This is a genomic window from Ideonella sp. (assembly GCF_041918995.1).
Lineage (GTDB): Bacteria > Pseudomonadota > Gammaproteobacteria > Burkholderiales > Burkholderiaceae_C > Ideonella.
The window spans coordinates 53962-68473 of the sequence record NZ_JAYRUN010000008.1 but is presented as its reverse complement, the minus strand read 5'-3'; the positions used below and the strand labels follow the sequence as shown (position 1 = coordinate 68473).

The window sequence follows — 14512 nt, the reverse complement described above, 5'->3', positions numbered from 1 at the left end:
CTCGCCCGTCCGCGGCGTGCCGGGGCCAGCGGGCTCACAGCCCCTCGATGCCGCCGCTGCCGTTCTCGCCGTCGTCCAGGCCGTAGTCCTCGGCCAGCAGCGACCACGCCTCCTCGGCCGTCTCGACGAAGCGGAACAGCTGCTCGTCGCCGGGGCTGACCATGCCCGTCTCGATGAGGTGGTCGAAATCGATCAGCCGCGTCCAGAACTCGCGGCCGAACATCAGGATGGGGCGGCGTCGGCACTTGCCCGTCTGCATGAGCGTGAGCGCCTCGAACAGCTCGTCCAGCGTGCCGAAGCCGCCGGGGAAGCACACCAGCGCCACCGAGCGCATGAGGAAGTGCATCTTGCGCAGCGCGAAGTAGTGGAACTGGAAGCACAGCTCGGGCGTGATGTACGGGTTGGGCGCCTGCTCGTGCGGCAGCACGATGTTCAGGCCGATGCTCTTGCCGCCGGTCTCGTGCGCGCCGCGGTTGCCTGCCTCCATGATGCCGGGCCCGCCGCCCGTGCACACGACGATGGGCCGCGCCATGGCGCGCGATCGCTCGGTGACGATGGCCGCGAATCGGCGCGCTTCCTCGTAGAAGCCGCTCATGCGCAGCTGCGTCTCGGCGCGCGCCACCGCCGCGGCGTCGCCCACCGCGCGGGCGTCGGTCACGCGCTGCTCGGCCACCTCGCGCGGCGGGATGCGGGCACTGCCGAAGATCACCACGGTGGCGCGGATGCCCTGCTCCTGCTGGATCAGCTCGGGCTTGAGCAGCTCCAGCTGCATGCGCACCGGGCGCAGTTCCTGGCGCAGCAGGAACGCCTCGTCGGTGAAGGCCAGGCGGTAGCTGCTCTCGGGGCCGTCGTAGCGCGGTGGCGCGACGACCGCCTGCGCGTCCTCTTCGGCGCTGGGAAAGTTGCGGGCGGTGAGATCGATCGGCTGGTTCATCCGGCAGCTTCTGCACTTCGGCAAGCGGGGCGGCGAGCTTACCCCCAGGCGCCCCAGTGCGGGGCGCGGGCCGGGTCAACCCTTCGCCCGCGTGCGGCAGACGGGGCAATCGGCCTGCCGGCCCAGGCGGATCTCGTCCCAGCGCATGGCGCGCGCATCCAGCATCAGCAGGCGGCCGGCGAGCGACTCGCCCACACCGGCCATGAGCTTGAGCGCCTCGGCCGCCTGCATGGTGCCCACGATGCCCACCAGCGGCGCGAACACGCCCATCAGGGCGCAGCGCGTTTCCTCCACCGTCGTGTGCGGCGGGAACAGGCACGCATAGCAGGGCGTGTCGGCCTGGCGCGTGTCGTAGACCGACACCTGGCCATCGAAGCCGATCGCCGCGCCTGCCACCAGCGGGCGGCCGTGGACGACGCAGGCCGCATTCACCGCGTGGCGGGTGGCGAAGTTGTCGCAGCAGTCGATGACCACGCTGGCCTCGGCGACCAGGCGGTCGAGCAGGGCGGCGTCGGCGCGCTGGCACACGGTGCGCACGTCGAGCGTGGGGTTGATGGCACGCATCGCCTCGCGCGCGGATTCGGCCTTGGGCTGGCCCACGCGGCCCTGCGTGTGGGCGATCTGCCGCTGCAGGTTGGTGAGGTCCACGTGGTCGTGGTCCACCAGCGTGATGCGGCCCACGCCGGCGGTGCCCAGGTACAGCGCCACCGGCGAGCCCAGGCCGCCCGCGCCGATCACGAGGGCATGCGCGCCGAGCAAGCGCTCCTGCCCCTCGATGCCGATGTCATCGAGCAGGATGTGGCGCGAGTAGCGCAGCAGGTCGTCGTCGGTCACGGGCGCCCCTCGCCGGGGACGCCCGGTGCGCGCGGGCAGAGCAGGGTCACTGCTCGGTCTTGTCCTCGACGGAGCGCTCGGTCATGGTCTTGCTCACCATGACGGGGCGGTTCTTCAGCCGGTTGAGCGCCTGGGCGAGCTGGAAGTCCTCGCCACTGCCGAACTCGGGTAGCGGCTTGAGGGTGCCGTCCTTGATCTTGGCCGCCTGCTCCTCGAGCCGCTTGCGCGCGTCCACGCGCGCCGTTTCGCGGGCCGCGTCCTTGGCCTCGGCCTGGCCGCTGCCGTCGGCCAGGTGCTTTTCGAGATCGGCCTCGCGCATGCGCAGGGCGGCGAACACGTTGCCTTCCGCGGTCTCGTCCAGCCAGACGTCCGGCACGATGCCCTTGGCCTGGATGGACCGGCCGTTGGGCGTGTAGTAGCGGGCCGTGGTGATCTTCAGCGCCGTCTCGGCGGAGAGCTGGCGGATGGTCTGCACCGAGCCCTTGCCGAAGGTCTGCGCGCCCATGACGACGGCACGCTTGTGGTCCTGCAACGCGCCGGCCACGATCTCGCTGGCCGAGGCCGAGCCCTCGTTGACCAGCACCACCACGGGCACGGTCTTGATGGACGCCGGCAGGCGCTTGAGCGGATCCGCCCCGCCACGGCGCAGGTAGTTGTCGGGCGTGGCCACGTAGGTGAACTTGGATTCCGGCAGCTGGCCGTTGGTGCTCACCACCACCGCGTTCTCGGGCAGGAAGGCGGCCGACAGGGCCACGGCGCCTTCGAGCAGGCCGCCCGGGTCGTTGCGCAGGTCCAGCACCAGGCCCTTGAGCTGCGGCTCCTGCTTGTAGATGTCCTCGAGCTTGCGCACGAAGTCGTCCACCGTGCGCTCCTGGAACTGGCTCACGCGCAGCCACGCGTAGCCGGGCTCCACCACCTTGGCGCGCACGCTCTGCACGCGGATCTCCTCGCGCACGATGGTGACGGGGAAGGTGCGGTTCTCGTCCTTGCGGAAGAGGGTGAGCGTGACCTTGGTGTTCGGCTCGCCGCGCATGCGCTTGACGGCCTGCTCCATGCCCAGGCCCTTGACGGGCGCGTCGTCGATGCGGGTGATCAGGTCGCCGGACTTGATGCCGGCGCGGAAGGCCGGCGAGCCCTCGATGGGAGAGACCACCTTGACCAGGCCGTCCTCCATGCCGATCTCGATGCCCACGCCGACGAACCTGCCGGTGGTGGACTCGCGGAATTCCTTGAAGCTCTTCTTGTCGAAGAACTGCGAGTGCGGGTCCAGCCCGGCGGCCATGCCGGCCAGGGCGTCGCTGATGAGCTTCTTTTCGTCGACCGGCTCGACGTAGTCGTTCTTCAGGATCTCGAACGCACGCGTGAACTGCTGGATCTCCTCCAGCGGCAACGGCCCGTAGCTGCTGCGGGCGATCGCCGTGAGCTGCATGGTCGTCAGTGCGCCGGCCACCGCGCCCAGGGCCAGCAGGCCCGCCACCTTCAATTTCGCACCCATCGCTCGTCGCCTTCCACCGCTGCGCGGACACCTCGCGCGCATGCGGATCAAGTATAGGGCGCTGGCCTCTTTTTCACAGGGCTCCAGCATGCAAAGTTGCGTTTCTCCGCGGGTCGGCGGGCGAGCGGCCGCTCACCCTGGCCCGTCTCAGGCGATCGGCGTGCCTGCGCTGTCGTGCGCCGCGTCGCGGGCGAAGGTGACCACATGGTCCACCTGGGGCCGGATCCCGATCCACTCGCCCACCTGGTGGTCGTGGTGGGAGGGCACATGCGCCAGCACCCGCTCGCCGCTGGCCAGGCGCAGGGTGTAGAGGAACTCGGAGCCGCGGAAGGCCTTGCGCTCGATCTGTGCCTTCACGGCGGCCGTGTCGTCGTGGACGATGTCGTCCGCCCGCAGCAGCACGTCGCACTCGTCCTGCGGGTACGCCCCGGGCAGCAGGCACTCGTCGGCGTCGGCCAGCTCGCCCAGCGGCGTGCACACCCGCACGCCGGCCGGCGTGGCCACGATCCGGCCCGGGGTGAACACGCCGTGGCCGATGAACTGCGCCACGAAACGGCTGGCCGGGCGGTGGTACAGCGCGTAGGCGTCGTCCCACTGGTGCAGGGTGCCGCGCTCCATCACGCCGATGCGGTCGCCGATGGCGAAGGCCTCCAGCTGGTCGTGCGTGACGAACAGCGCGGTGGCGCCGAGCTGCTTGAGGATGGCCCGCACGTCCTGGGCCAGGCGCTCGCGCAGGTCCACGTCCAGGCTGGAGAAGGGCTCGTCCAGCAACAGCAGGCGCGGCCGCCGTGCCAGGGCGCGGGCCAGGGCGATGCGCTGCTGCTGGCCGCCGGACAGCTGGTGCGGCGCCCGCCGGGCGGCGTGGGCCAGGCCCACCAGGTCCAGCATCTCGGCCACGCGGGCGGCCCGTTCGGGCTTGGGCAGGTCGGCCAGGCCGAAGGCGATGTTGTCCGCCACGCTGAGGTGGGGGAAGAGGGCGTAGTCCTGGAACACCATGCCGATGCCGCGGTCCTCGGGCGCCCGGTGGACGCCCGCCGCCGCGTCGCCCAGCACCTGGCCGTCGAGCCGCACCGTGCCGGCCGCCAGGCGCTCCAGCCCGGCCACCGCCCGCAGCAGCGAGGTCTTGCCGCAGCCCGACGGGCCGATCAGCACGCCGATCTCGCCGCGGGCGAGCGACAAGGTGGCACTGTCGACGGCCGGTTTGCCGGCCCCGGCGCGGCCATACGCCACGCTCACCCGGTCAAGCTGCAGGAACATCCGCCTATGATAGCGATGCAATGAAAATGAGCATTGTTCGTATTTGCTCGATATCAAGAGTGACCGCGCGGTGAGGGCCGTGCTGCTGGCCATCGCACTGGCGCTTGCCCTGCCGGTGCTCGGCGTGCTGGGGGCGTGGTTCGCCGTGGACGCGGGCAGCTGGGAACTGCTGCGCCACCAGGCCGGCACGGTGCTGCCCGGCTATGCCTGGCAGTCGTTCTGGCTCGTCGCGTGGGTGGCGCTGGGCGTGGTGGGCGTGGGCGGCGCCACGGCGGCGGCGGTCACCCTGTTCGAGTTCCCCGGCCGCCGCATCTTCGAGTGGGCGCTGCTGCTGCCGCTGGCCATGCCGGCCTACGTGCTGGCCTATGCCTACACCGACGCACTGCAGTACAGCGGCCCCTTGCAGGTGATGCTGCGCGAGCTGACCGGGGCACGGGGCGCGCTGTGGCCCGACGTGCGCAGCCTGGGCGGCGCGGTGGGGCTGTTCGTCGCCTGCCTCTACCCCTACGTGTACCTGCTGGCGCGCACCGCGCTGGCCGAGCAGGCGGCGCCCATGATGGAGGCGGCGCGGCTGCTGGGCGCGCCGCTGCGCCGGCGGGTGCTGGAAGTGGCGCTGCCCATGGCGCGGCCGGCGCTGGCCGCGGGCATGGCGCTGGCGCTGATGGAGACCCTGGCCGACTACGGCGTGGGGGCGTACTTCGGCCTCACCACCTTCACCACCGGCATCTACAAGGCCTGGCTGGTGATGGACGACCCGCTGGCGGCCGCCCAGTTGGCCAGCCTGCTGCTGGTGCTGGTGGCCGGGCTGTTGTGGGCCGAGCAGCGGGCCCAGGCCCGCCTACGCTTCGCGGGCGGGCGCACGGCAGCCAGCGGCTCGGGCACCGAGGCGCGCCCGGTGGTGCTGCGCGGCGCGGGCCGGCTGGCGGCGTGGCTGGTCTGCGGCCTGCCGGTGCTGCTGGGCTTCGTGCTGCCGGTGGCCTGGCTGCTGCGCCTGCTCGGCCAGCAGACGGGCGGCGGTGACGACGGTGGCGAGGCCGCCTCGGTGCTGTCGGCCAGCTACCTGGGCCGCTTCGTCGAGTGGTCGTTCACCAGCTTCCGCCTGGCGGCGATCGCTGCGGTGCTGGCGGTGGGCTTCGCGCTGCTGCTGGCCTTCGCCCTGCGCCGCGCGCGCGGCCCGGGCGACGCCCCGGTGCGGGCGGCGGCGCACATCGTCTCGCTGGGCTACGCCGTGCCCGGCGCGGTGGTGGCGGTGGGCATCCTGCTGTGGAGCGGTGCCATGCAGGCCCGGGCGCCCGGGCTCGGCGTGACAGGCCTGATCACCGGCTCGGTGTTCGGCCTGCTGTATGCGTATCTGGTGCGCTTCTCGGCCGTGGCGCTGCAGTCCGTGCAGGCGGGTTATGCGCGTCTGCCCGTGTCCATCGACGAATCGGCGCGCCTGCTGGGGGCCGGGCGGCGGCGCATCTTCCTGCGCCTGCACCTGCCGCTGCTGGCGCGCACGGCGGTGGCCGCGGCGCTGCTGGTGTTCGTGGACACCATGAAGGAGCTGCCCGCCACGCTGGTGCTGCGGCCGTTCGGCAGCGACACGCTGGCGGTGGTGGCCTACCAGTTCGCGCGCGACGAGCGCCTGGCCGAGGCGGCGCTGCCCTCGCTGGCCATCGTGGCGGTGGGCCTGCTGCCGGTCATCCTGCTGTCGCGCGCGCTGCGGGCACACCGGGCACACTGAGCGCCATGAAATGGGTCCTGCTGGCGGTGCTGCTGTGGGTGGCGTGGCGCATGCTCGTCGCCGGGCGGCAGCCGCCGCGCCCGGTGCCCGGTGCGGGCGACCGCCCGGTGGTCGTGATCGACGCCGAGCCGCCGCTGCCCGGGCGGCGCTGGCTGCTGGGCGCCACGCTGGTGGGCGCGGCGAGCGTGTTCCCGCTGGCGGCGCACCTGCTGCTGTTCACCCATGGCGCGAGCCAGGTCGTGACGCTGGCCGTGGCCATCGGCTGGGCCGTGCCGGCGCTGGCGGCGCTGATGCGGCGCGTGCTGGTGCTTCCGGTGGCAGGGGTGTGCGCCGTGCTGGTGCTGGCGGGGGCGGGCGGCCTGCAGTGGCTGGCGTGGAGCGGGACCGTGGACCTGGGCGACCGCCTGCCCGCGGCGGCCCGGTGGCTGTTCACCGCCGCGGCGGTGGTGCAGGCGGTGGCGGTGCTGCGCTACGCGGGCTGGGGAGCCCGGCGCTGACGACGCGCGAGCGGCGCAGCGCGCCGGGGTGGCGCGGCGCACGCGCAGGTGACGCCGCTGGCGCCCCCGGCAGGAATCGAACCTGCATCTGAGACTTAGGAGGTCCCCGTTCTATCCATTGAACTACGGCGGCGGCAAGCGTGGGATTCTCGCATGGCCACCGCCGGGGACACGGGCCTCACCAACGCTCGTGGTAGCGGGCCTTGGCCGAGGCGGTGCACACGTCCTTCTGCTCGCCGGCCAGGGTGTTGCAGCGCTCGGCGGCGAGCTTGTAGTCGGCCTTCATGCGGGCCTTCTCGGCGTCGTCGGCGGCCTCGGCCACTTCCTTGCGCAGCTTGGTGTCGGCCTTGGCCTTGTCGCGAGCGGTCTGGGCTTCGCGCTGGCACAGGTCCTTGCGCTCGCCCGCGAAGTCGTCGCAGCGCTCCTTGGCCAGGTCGTGGCGCGCTTCGTAGATGGCCTCGTTGAGCTTCTCTTCGTGCTTGGCGTCACCGGCGCGGTTGTAGTCCAGCCAGGCCAGCGCGACCTTCTCGCGGCCCTCGGCCTCCTTCTGGCACACGTCGCGCGCGTTGCCGCTCATGCGGTCGCAGGCGTCCTTGGCGGCCTTGTAGTGCGCCTTCACGTCGTCGCGGGCGCCCTCGTGCACCTTGGCGGAGTAGTTCTCGGCGTGGGCGGCGCCCAGGCCGCAGGCCAGCATGGCGGCCACCAGGAGGGAAGTGCGGGTCATCGGAAAGCTCCTTCGCAAGCAGTTGGAATGGTCCCGCCGGCGTGGGCCGTGCCACGCGGCAGGTGCTGCGAATGGTCGGCACCGGCGGCCGCGCGCGGTACCGGTGGGGGCCGTGGCTGCGTGTAGGCCGGGGCCTACGGGCGATCAGGCCAGCACACGCAGCCAGCCCAGCGGGTGCTTGCTCAGGGCCACGGACACGATCCAGCCCATCACCATCAGGGCGCCCACCCACGCCGCCGCGCGCACCGCCCAAGGGCGGCCGGGACGCAGGGCCACCACGCCCAGGCCGATGTAGACCAGCAGGCCGATGAGCTTGGCCAGCAGCCACGGCGCGCCCAGCGGGTTCAGGCGCAGCATCCATGCCATGGCGAGCGCCGACAGCAGCAGCACCGAATCGACGACGTGGGGCCAGGTGCGGGCGGGCCGGCGGCGCACCCAGGCGGCGCCGGCCAGCGCCGCCCCGCCGCGCACGAGGAACCCGGTGGCCGACAGCACCACGGCGGTCTGGTGCACGAGTTTGACGGTGGCGTAGTCCATGGAGGCAGGCGTCAGGCCCGGCGCGGGGCCGGGCGGGTGGGTCGGCCGCGCCAGGCGGCTGCGGCCAGCGTGGCGGCGAAGGTGGCGAGTGCGAGGGCGTGGGCGAGTGCGCTGGCGGACCACATCCCCCTCTCGGCCGCCCAGGCGGGGCCACTGACCACACGCACCACGAGGCTGGCATGCAGCAGGCCCAGCGGCAGGTAGAACGCCGGCGTGTAGGCCAGCTTCACCTTCAGCAGCGCGGGCAGGATGACCGGGGCATGGCCCATGACCATGCTCAGCACGAAGCCCAGGCCCAGCGCGTGCAGCGCGGTGTCGCGCCAGGCGACGGCACCCAGGCTGGTGGCCACCCACGCCAGGCCCGCTGCCCCCAGCCAGGCGTAGCCACCGAGCAGGCACACCGCCATGTAGCGCGACAGGCCCTGGGTGGTGACGGTGCGCCGGGCGATGTCGAACGCGGCCAGCCAGGCCGCCAGCGCCAGCAGCGAGGCGCCGAAAAGCACGCCACCCGGGCCCGGCCAGCGCAGGCTGAGCGGCCAGGCCAGCACCATGGCGGCCACGGTCGCCCAGAAGGCCCGGAGCGCCGCGGGTCGACGGCGCATCAGCCGGGTCATTTCCAGGCGTTCGGCCGCGATGGTGAGCACCAGGAAGCCGAAGCCGGCGGCCACGGCGGCCGCGGGCCACGCGGCGGCCGCGCTGCCCCTGGCCGCCAGCCACCACGCGGCTTGCGCCCCCAGCCAGGCGGCGGCGGCCACCGCCAGCAACGCCGTGTGGCCCGCCCGCTGGCGCTGCCACAGCACGAGGTTGACGGCGACGAACCCCGCCGCTGCCAGCGTGAGCAGGGCATGGCCGGCCGGGGCGGCACCGGCCAGCAGCAGCGCGGCACCGAGGCTGGCGGCTGCCGGCACGCCGAACGCCGCCGGGTGGCGCAGCGCGACCGCGCGCTCCAGGGCCACCACGCTGCCGAAGAAGCCGCCGATCATCAGCACGGCATGCTGGGCCAGGGCCTGGCCCATCCAGGGCGAGGACACCGGCAGCGCGCCGGCCCGGGCCAGCCCGCCCGCCAGGCCGTGCACGAGCGCGAGCACCACGCCGGCCGCGAAGGCCAGGACCACGCAGCGGCGTGCGGCTGCGCTCACCAGCCCATGAAGGCCCGGGCGCGCGCGCTCATGCGCTGCGGCGTCCATGCCGGCTCCCACACCAGGTCCACCTGCACGCGCCAGTCCGGCGGCACGGTGGCTTCCAGTTCGGCCTGCGCCTCGCCCAGCACCACGTCCGTCACCGGGCAGGCGGCGGAGGTCATGGTCATGGTCACCCGCACGAGCGGCGGGGCGACGTGCACCGCGTACACCAGGCCGATCTCGACGACGTCCATGGCCACTTCGGGGTCGACCACCGTCTTCAGCGCCGCGGTGACCGGACCGCGCCATTCGGCGGGGCCCTCGTAGGCGAAGCGCTCGGTGGCGTCGGGCACAGGGCTCACGGGGTGTCCTCGGCCAGCGGGACGGGCGCCGCCGCGCCCACCGGCATGAACTGCATCACCTGGACCAGCTCGTCCCGGTTGTGCACCAGGTCGGCCAGGGTGTAGCCGTCGAGCACCCGGTAGAACGCCTGCACCGCCTCGTGCAGCACGCCGCGCAGCCGGCACAGCCGGGCGATCCCGCAGTGGCCGCCATCGGCCGCGAAGCACTCGGCGGGCATCGCCGCCCCTTCGGTCTGGCGCACCACCTGGCCGATGACGATGCGCTCGGGCGGCAGCGCGAGGTCGAGCCCGCCTCCCTTGCCGCGCACATTGGCCAGCAGGCCCTGCTTGCCCAGGAAGTGAACCACCTTGGTCAGATGGTTCTCCTTCAGCGCGAAGCGGCGGGCGATCTCGCCCACGGTGGCGCGGCGCCCGGGGTGCGCGGCCAGGTAGATGAGCACGCGCAGGCTGTAGTCGGTGAAGGCGGTCAGGCGCATGCGGGCATCATCGGCGAGCCGAAGATGCATTTCAAGTGCCTTTTTGGTCGGATTTGATCCGGGATCAATCCCAGCGCCACGACCAGATGAGGTCGAGCGCGCTGTCCTCGCCCGACTGGGCGCGCAGGGTGAAGCGCTGGGCGATGCGGTAGATGAGCTGCCAGGTGCCGGCCTGGGCGTTGATGCTGCGCTCATAGCCCACGTACCAGCGCCGCGACAGCTGCTTGCCGAGGGAGACCACCGTGGTCTGGTCGCTGCCCTCGCCGGCCTGGCGCACGCCGAAGTCCGACAGGCCGATGCTGGACAGGAACGCGTCGGTGGGCGCCTCCCCCTCGCCGGCCAGCAGCGCGAAGGCCGCACGCTGCAGCAGGGCCGTGTCGGCCCGGCCCAGGCCCTCGGGCTCGCGGCCCAGCACCAGCCAGCTGAGCTTGTCGGTGTCGCTCATCTCCGGCTCGCTGTAGAGCTTGACGCGCGGGTTCAGCGCGCTGCCGGTCACCGCCACGCCCACCTGCACGTCCAGGTTGGGCCGCAAGGCCAGGATGTCCAGACGCGGGTCTTCCAGCGGGCCGGTGAAATCGAGCAGGCCACGCGAGATCTCCAGCTTCTGGCCATAGGCGGCGTAGGTGCCGCGTTCGGTGCGGATGTCGCCGCGCGCGGCGAGCTGGCGGTTCGGGTTGGTGATCTGCAGGGTGCCGCGCAGGAAGGTGTCCAGCCCGCGGCCCTTGACCCGCAGCGCCGGCCCGAGGTCCAGCGCCAGGGACAGGCGGCTGTCGAAGCGGGTGGCGGTGCCGTTGCCGTTGCTGTTGCTGTTGCTGTTGCTGCCCGCATTGCCGTTCGTGCCGGCCTGGCGCTGCGCCTGGGCGGTGGCCGCGGCGCCGGGGTCGCCGGGCTGGGGGCCGCTGGCGCCGGCGCCCACCACCCGCACGTCCTCGTCCAGCGCCGGGGCGCCGCCGCGGGTGAGGTCGAACAGGCCTTCGTCGATCCTGACATCGCCCGTGACCTCGGCCGATCGGGGGCGCAGTGCCAGCTGCACCTGGCCGCTGGCCACCACCCGGCGGTCCAGCCGGCCCAGCACACGCAGCCGCTCGGCGCGCAGCGTGATGTCGGCGCGCGCCTCGTCGCCCAGCGACGCATCCCCCGCCACGCGCAGCCAGCCCTCGCCGCCGCGCCAGTCGAAGCGCTCGATGCGCGCGCGGTCGCCGGCGAAGGCGATGTCCACCGTGCCCTCCGACAGGTGCACGCCCTCCAGGCCGTTGCGCACCTCCAGGCCGCGGGCGGCGAGGCGGCCGCTCACCTCGGGCGCCCCCCAGCGGCCGCCCAGGAAAGCGGCGCTCTGCAGGTCACCGCCCAGGCGCCAGCCCGGTGGCACCCAGCCGCCCCAGGCGGCCAGGCGAGACACGTGCAGCTGGAACACGCCGTCCAGCGGGTCGGCGGGGCGCGGCCAGCGGGCCGCGGGGTCGGTGCGCACGCTGGCCACGCCCGCCATCTCGCCGAGCTGCCGGCCGGCCAGCGCGACGGTGAAGTGCCAGGTGCCGCCGTGGGCGGCCAGGCCCAGGCGCAGGTCGGACAGGCCGAGCGCGCGGTGCAGCGTGGCCGGGTCGCGCACGTCGTCGGCCACGCTGAGGTCGCCGCCGCGGCGCTCGAACACCACGTCGGCGTCGAAACGGTCCCCGGCGCGCACCTGCAGCTCGCCGGCGAGTTCCAGGTCGCCCCGCCACCCCAGCTCGGGCTGGGCGCGCGCCAGCAGCGGGGCCAGCTGGAACGGCTCGATGCGCGCCTGCAGCGCGAGTTCGTCGGGCGCGCCGGCCTGCCAGCGGGCGGCTTCCCAGCGCAGGGCCGTGCCGGGCAGTTCCAGGCGGCCCGGCTCCACGGACACAGCCTGCCAGGCCAGGCCGTCGCCCCAGGCGGCGGCCAGCCCGAGGTGGCGGCCGGCCAGCCAGGGCTGGCCGCTGCCGTCGCTGGCCCGGCCTTGCAGCTCGATGAGGCGACCGCTCCACCGGCCGGCCTGCAGCGGCGTGTGGCCCTCGGCGGCCGGCTGCCAGCGCCCGGTGGCCGACAAGGTGAGGCGGCTGCCGCTGCCCGTGCGCGCGCCCAGCAGCTGCTCGAACCAGGCCGGCGGCCGCACGGGGCTGTCCGCCTGCACGCTCAGCTGGTGCTCGCGCAGGCTGCCGCCGAGTTCGGCCCGCAGGCTGTGCACGCGGGCCTGCTGCCAGGCCAGGCCGTCACCGGTGGCCGACAGCGACAGGGCGTCCTCGCCCCATCCGCGGCCGCTGGCCTGCGCCTGCAGGCGGCCGACCTGCCACTGCGGGTGCACGAGCCGGCCCGCCTGCGCCTGCACCTGCCACTGGGCCGCGCGCGGCGTGCCGGCCTGCCACCGGGCCAGCACGCGCGCCTGCAGGGTGCCGCTGCGCGGCGCCCAGGCGAGGGCGTCCCCGGCCGGCAGGCTGGCCAGCCAGGGGGCGAGCCGGGCGACCTCGGGCGCGTCCACCGTGGCCTCCAGCGAGAGGTCCGGCCGGGCGCTGCCGCCCGTGGCCACGTCCTGCAGGCGGGCGTCCAGGTGCTGCCCGGCGACGGCGAGCCGGGCCTCCACGCGCGGACTGCCGGCGGCGCTGCGCTCGGCCTGCAGGCTGCCATCCAGCGGCAGGCCGGCCCATTGGCTGGGCGCGAGCGCCACGTTCAGCCGGCCTTCCAGGCGGTCCAGCACCGCGCCCGCCGGCGCCGGGCCGCCCGTGCGCCACGCGCCTTCGGAAGCCAGCGTCGCATTCAGGCGGTGGGCGCCACGGCGGGCGGCGGCCGGGGCGTCGCGCCACCACTGGGTGGGGTCGAATTCCTGCAGCTCGCCTTCGGCCTGCCAGCGCCAGCGGGCCCCGGCGTCGGCGGCCGGCCAGGCCAGGCGCCCGCTGAGCCGGGCGCTCGCCCCCCCCACGCGCGCCAGGGCCTGCTCCAGCTGCAGCTCGGCCGCGTCGGCACGGCCGCGCAGGGCCAGGGTGACGTCGGCCGGGCCCGACGGGGTGCCCTCCAACCGGCCCTGCAGCTCGGCCCGCAACGCGGCGCGCCAGGCCGGCGCGGCGGCGGGGCCGGCGCCGGAGGCCGGTGAGGCAGGTGTCCCGGCGGCCGCGGGTGCCGCAGATGTCGCAGGTGCCGCAGCTGCCGCAGGTGCCGCAGGTGCCGCAGGTGCCGCAGGTGCCGTGGGCCAGCCGTCGAGCGTGAGGGCCAGCGGGCCGCTCAGGCGCATGGCCGGCAGCCGCGCGTCCAGGCTGGCGGGCCGCCCGCCGTCCAGCGTCAGGTCCAGCCGCCCGCCGGCCTGCGGCCCGGTGGCCTGCAGCGTGCCCTGGCCCGCCAGGCGGCCGCCAGGCTCGTCGCCGCCCAGGTCGAGCGTGAAGCCTTCCAGGCGCAGGCTGGCGAGCTGGTCCGGGCGCGCCTGGGCGCGCAGGCGCAGGCCGCGGACGGGCAGGGCACCCTGGTCCCAGCGCCCCGGGGCGACGTTGTCGATGCGGGCATCGATCTCGGCGGGCACGTCGGCGGCGCGGGTGCGGATCTCGGCCGTGCCCTGCAGCCGGGTGCGCGGCGCGGCCGGGTGCAGGGCGGCCAGGTCCAGGTGCTCGGTGCGCAGCGACAGGTCGCCGAGCGGCCAGGCCGCGAAGGGCAGCAGCGTGGCCCGGGCGTCGAGCGAGGGGGCGGGCACCGCGACTGGCGCGCTGGGCGCCGCGCGGGAGGACGCGCCGGAAGACGGTGGGGCCGCCGCGGGCGCCGACCCGGTCGCCACCGGCGTCCCCGCGAGCTGGGCCTCGGCCTGCAGGCGCGCCAGCGGCCCGGCCAGGCGCACGCCCGCCTGCCACGCAGGCGACACGCCGGCGGCGCTGTGCAGCCGGACCTGGGCCTGCACGGGCATCGGCGCGTCCGCGCCGACCTGCAGCGCCCCTTCGGCACGCCAGCGCGGGCTGCGCAGGCGCAGGTCGTCGAGCCGGTGCACCGGCCCGCCCACCGGCTGCGCGGCGTTCAGGGCGACGCGGGCGGCGAGGTCCTCCAGCACCATGCCTTCGTCCACCTGCAGCCGGCCGACGCGGGCCTGGTCCACCGTGAGTGCGAAGGGCAGGCGCAGGTCGGTCGGCGGCGGCGAGGCGGGCGGCGGGGTGGCCGGCGCCGGGGCGGACGTCCAGCGGGCCTGGCCCGCCTGCAGGCCCGCCAGACGCAGGCGCAGCCACGGCTCGCCCTCGGCCGGCCAGAGGTGCCACTCGCGCTGCAGCCCGTCCAGGCGCACGTCCTGCAGCTCCAGCACGCCCGCATCCAGGGTGTAGCGCAGGCGCTGCGCCCGCAGCGTGTCGCCGAACAGCGCACCGCCCGGGCCCTGCACCTCCAGGCCGGGCACCTGCTGCAGCAGCCAGGCGCTGCCCCGCTCGCTGCGCACCAGCCAGCCGCTGCCGACCCCGGCCGCGCCCACCAGCACCGCCAGGCTGCCGGCCAGTGCCCACGCCCAGGCCCGGCGACGCGGGCGCGCCGCGGCGCCGGACGTGGGCGGGCCGGGCGGCGTGGGGGCGGGCGTGGTGGCCAT

12 protein-coding genes and 1 tRNA gene are annotated in these 14512 nt (G+C 74.6%); 2 read left to right on the top strand and 11 right to left on the bottom strand.

Annotated features, from left to right (window positions below):
- Positions 1–34: 34 nt before the first annotated feature.
- The 4 genes from ACE3UN_RS08925 to ACE3UN_RS08910 form a co-directional block, all read right to left on the bottom strand.
- On the bottom strand, positions 35–934 hold the full coding sequence (locus tag ACE3UN_RS08925; RefSeq protein ID WP_374674579.1) for an LOG family protein: 900 nt from the start codon (positions 932–934) through the stop codon (positions 35–37).
- 75 nt (positions 935–1009) lie between these two features.
- Complete coding sequence (locus ACE3UN_RS08920; protein WP_374674578.1) at positions 1010–1768, bottom strand: ThiF family adenylyltransferase; 759 nt, start codon at positions 1766–1768, stop codon at positions 1010–1012.
- 46 nt (positions 1769–1814) lie between these two features.
- Positions 1815–3263 carry a S41 family peptidase gene (locus ACE3UN_RS08915; RefSeq protein ID WP_374674577.1) on the bottom strand — a complete coding sequence of 483 codons (1449 nt, stop codon included), beginning with the start codon at positions 3261–3263 and terminating at the stop codon, positions 1815–1817.
- A 147-nt stretch (positions 3264–3410) separates the two neighbouring features.
- On the bottom strand, positions 3411–4520 hold the full coding sequence (locus ACE3UN_RS08910) for an ABC transporter ATP-binding protein (RefSeq protein WP_374674576.1): 1110 nt from the start codon (positions 4518–4520) through the stop codon (positions 3411–3413).
- Between the two features lie 43 nt (positions 4521–4563).
- Between ACE3UN_RS08910 and ACE3UN_RS08905 the strand changes: the two genes are divergently transcribed.
- Entirely contained in the window at positions 4564–6243 is a 1680-nt protein-coding gene (locus ACE3UN_RS08905; protein WP_374674575.1) for an ABC transporter permease, read from the top strand.
- Positions 6244–6248: 5 nt separating this feature from the next.
- Positions 6249–6740, top strand: a complete 492-nt coding sequence (locus ACE3UN_RS08900; RefSeq protein ID WP_374674574.1) for a hypothetical protein — start codon at positions 6249–6251, stop codon at positions 6738–6740.
- 58 nt (positions 6741–6798) lie between these two features.
- Here the strand turns inward: ACE3UN_RS08900 and ACE3UN_RS08895 are convergent.
- The 7 genes from ACE3UN_RS08895 to ACE3UN_RS08865 all read right to left on the bottom strand — a co-directional run bounded on the left by ACE3UN_RS08895 (position 6799) and on the right by ACE3UN_RS08865 (position 14512).
- Positions 6799–6873 (bottom strand) — tRNA-Arg (locus tag ACE3UN_RS08895).
- 45 nt (positions 6874–6918) lie between these two features.
- Positions 6919–7464 carry a hypothetical protein gene (locus tag ACE3UN_RS08890; RefSeq protein ID WP_374674573.1) on the bottom strand — a complete coding sequence of 182 codons (546 nt, stop codon included), beginning with the start codon at positions 7462–7464 and terminating at the stop codon, positions 6919–6921.
- A 144-nt stretch (positions 7465–7608) separates the two neighbouring features.
- Positions 7609–8001 (bottom strand): SirB2 family protein, encoded by a 393-nt coding sequence (locus tag ACE3UN_RS08885; RefSeq protein ID WP_374674572.1) that lies wholly within the window; start codon positions 7999–8001, stop codon positions 7609–7611.
- A gap of 11 nt (positions 8002–8012) precedes the next feature.
- Entirely contained in the window at positions 8013–9140 is a 1128-nt protein-coding gene (locus tag ACE3UN_RS08880; RefSeq protein WP_374674571.1) for a hypothetical protein, read from the bottom strand.
- Positions 9137–9484, bottom strand: coding sequence for a metal-sulfur cluster assembly factor (locus ACE3UN_RS08875; RefSeq protein ID WP_374674570.1), 348 nt, complete (start codon positions 9482–9484; stop codon positions 9137–9139). The genes ACE3UN_RS08880 and ACE3UN_RS08875 overlap by 4 nt, the downstream gene beginning before the upstream one ends.
- Entirely contained in the window at positions 9481–9960 is a 480-nt protein-coding gene (locus tag ACE3UN_RS08870) for an Rrf2 family transcriptional regulator (RefSeq protein WP_374674569.1), read from the bottom strand. The genes ACE3UN_RS08875 and ACE3UN_RS08870 overlap by 4 nt, the downstream gene beginning before the upstream one ends.
- Positions 9961–10024: 64 nt before the next feature.
- Positions 10025–14512: a translocation/assembly module TamB domain-containing protein gene (locus ACE3UN_RS08865; protein WP_374674568.1), complete on the bottom strand. Its 4488-nt coding sequence runs from the start codon at positions 14510–14512 to the stop codon at positions 10025–10027.

What these genes read in the sequence shown, in the direction of transcription:
- ACE3UN_RS08910 (WP_374674576.1), bottom strand. Translation starts at nt 4,520, where the DNA reads ATGTTCCTGCAGCTTGACCGGGTGAGCGTGGCGTATGGCCGCGCCGGG.
- ACE3UN_RS08865 (WP_374674568.1), bottom strand. Translation starts at nt 14,512, where the DNA reads ATGGCCACCACGCCCGCCCCCACGCCGCCCGGCCCGCCCACGTCCGGC.
- ACE3UN_RS08900 (WP_374674574.1), top strand. Translation starts at nt 6,249, where the DNA reads ATGAAATGGGTCCTGCTGGCGGTGCTGCTGTGGGTGGCGTGGCGCATG.
- ACE3UN_RS08885 (WP_374674572.1), bottom strand. Translation starts at nt 8,001, where the DNA reads ATGGACTACGCCACCGTCAAACTCGTGCACCAGACCGCCGTGGTGCTG.
- ACE3UN_RS08870 (WP_374674569.1), bottom strand. Translation starts at nt 9,960, where the DNA reads ATGCGCCTGACCGCCTTCACCGACTACAGCCTGCGCGTGCTCATCTAC.
- ACE3UN_RS08925 (WP_374674579.1), bottom strand. Translation starts at nt 934, where the DNA reads ATGAACCAGCCGATCGATCTCACCGCCCGCAACTTTCCCAGCGCCGAA.
- ACE3UN_RS08890 (WP_374674573.1), bottom strand. Translation starts at nt 7,464, where the DNA reads ATGACCCGCACTTCCCTCCTGGTGGCCGCCATGCTGGCCTGCGGCCTG.
- ACE3UN_RS08915 (WP_374674577.1), bottom strand. Translation starts at nt 3,263, where the DNA reads ATGGGTGCGAAATTGAAGGTGGCGGGCCTGCTGGCCCTGGGCGCGGTG.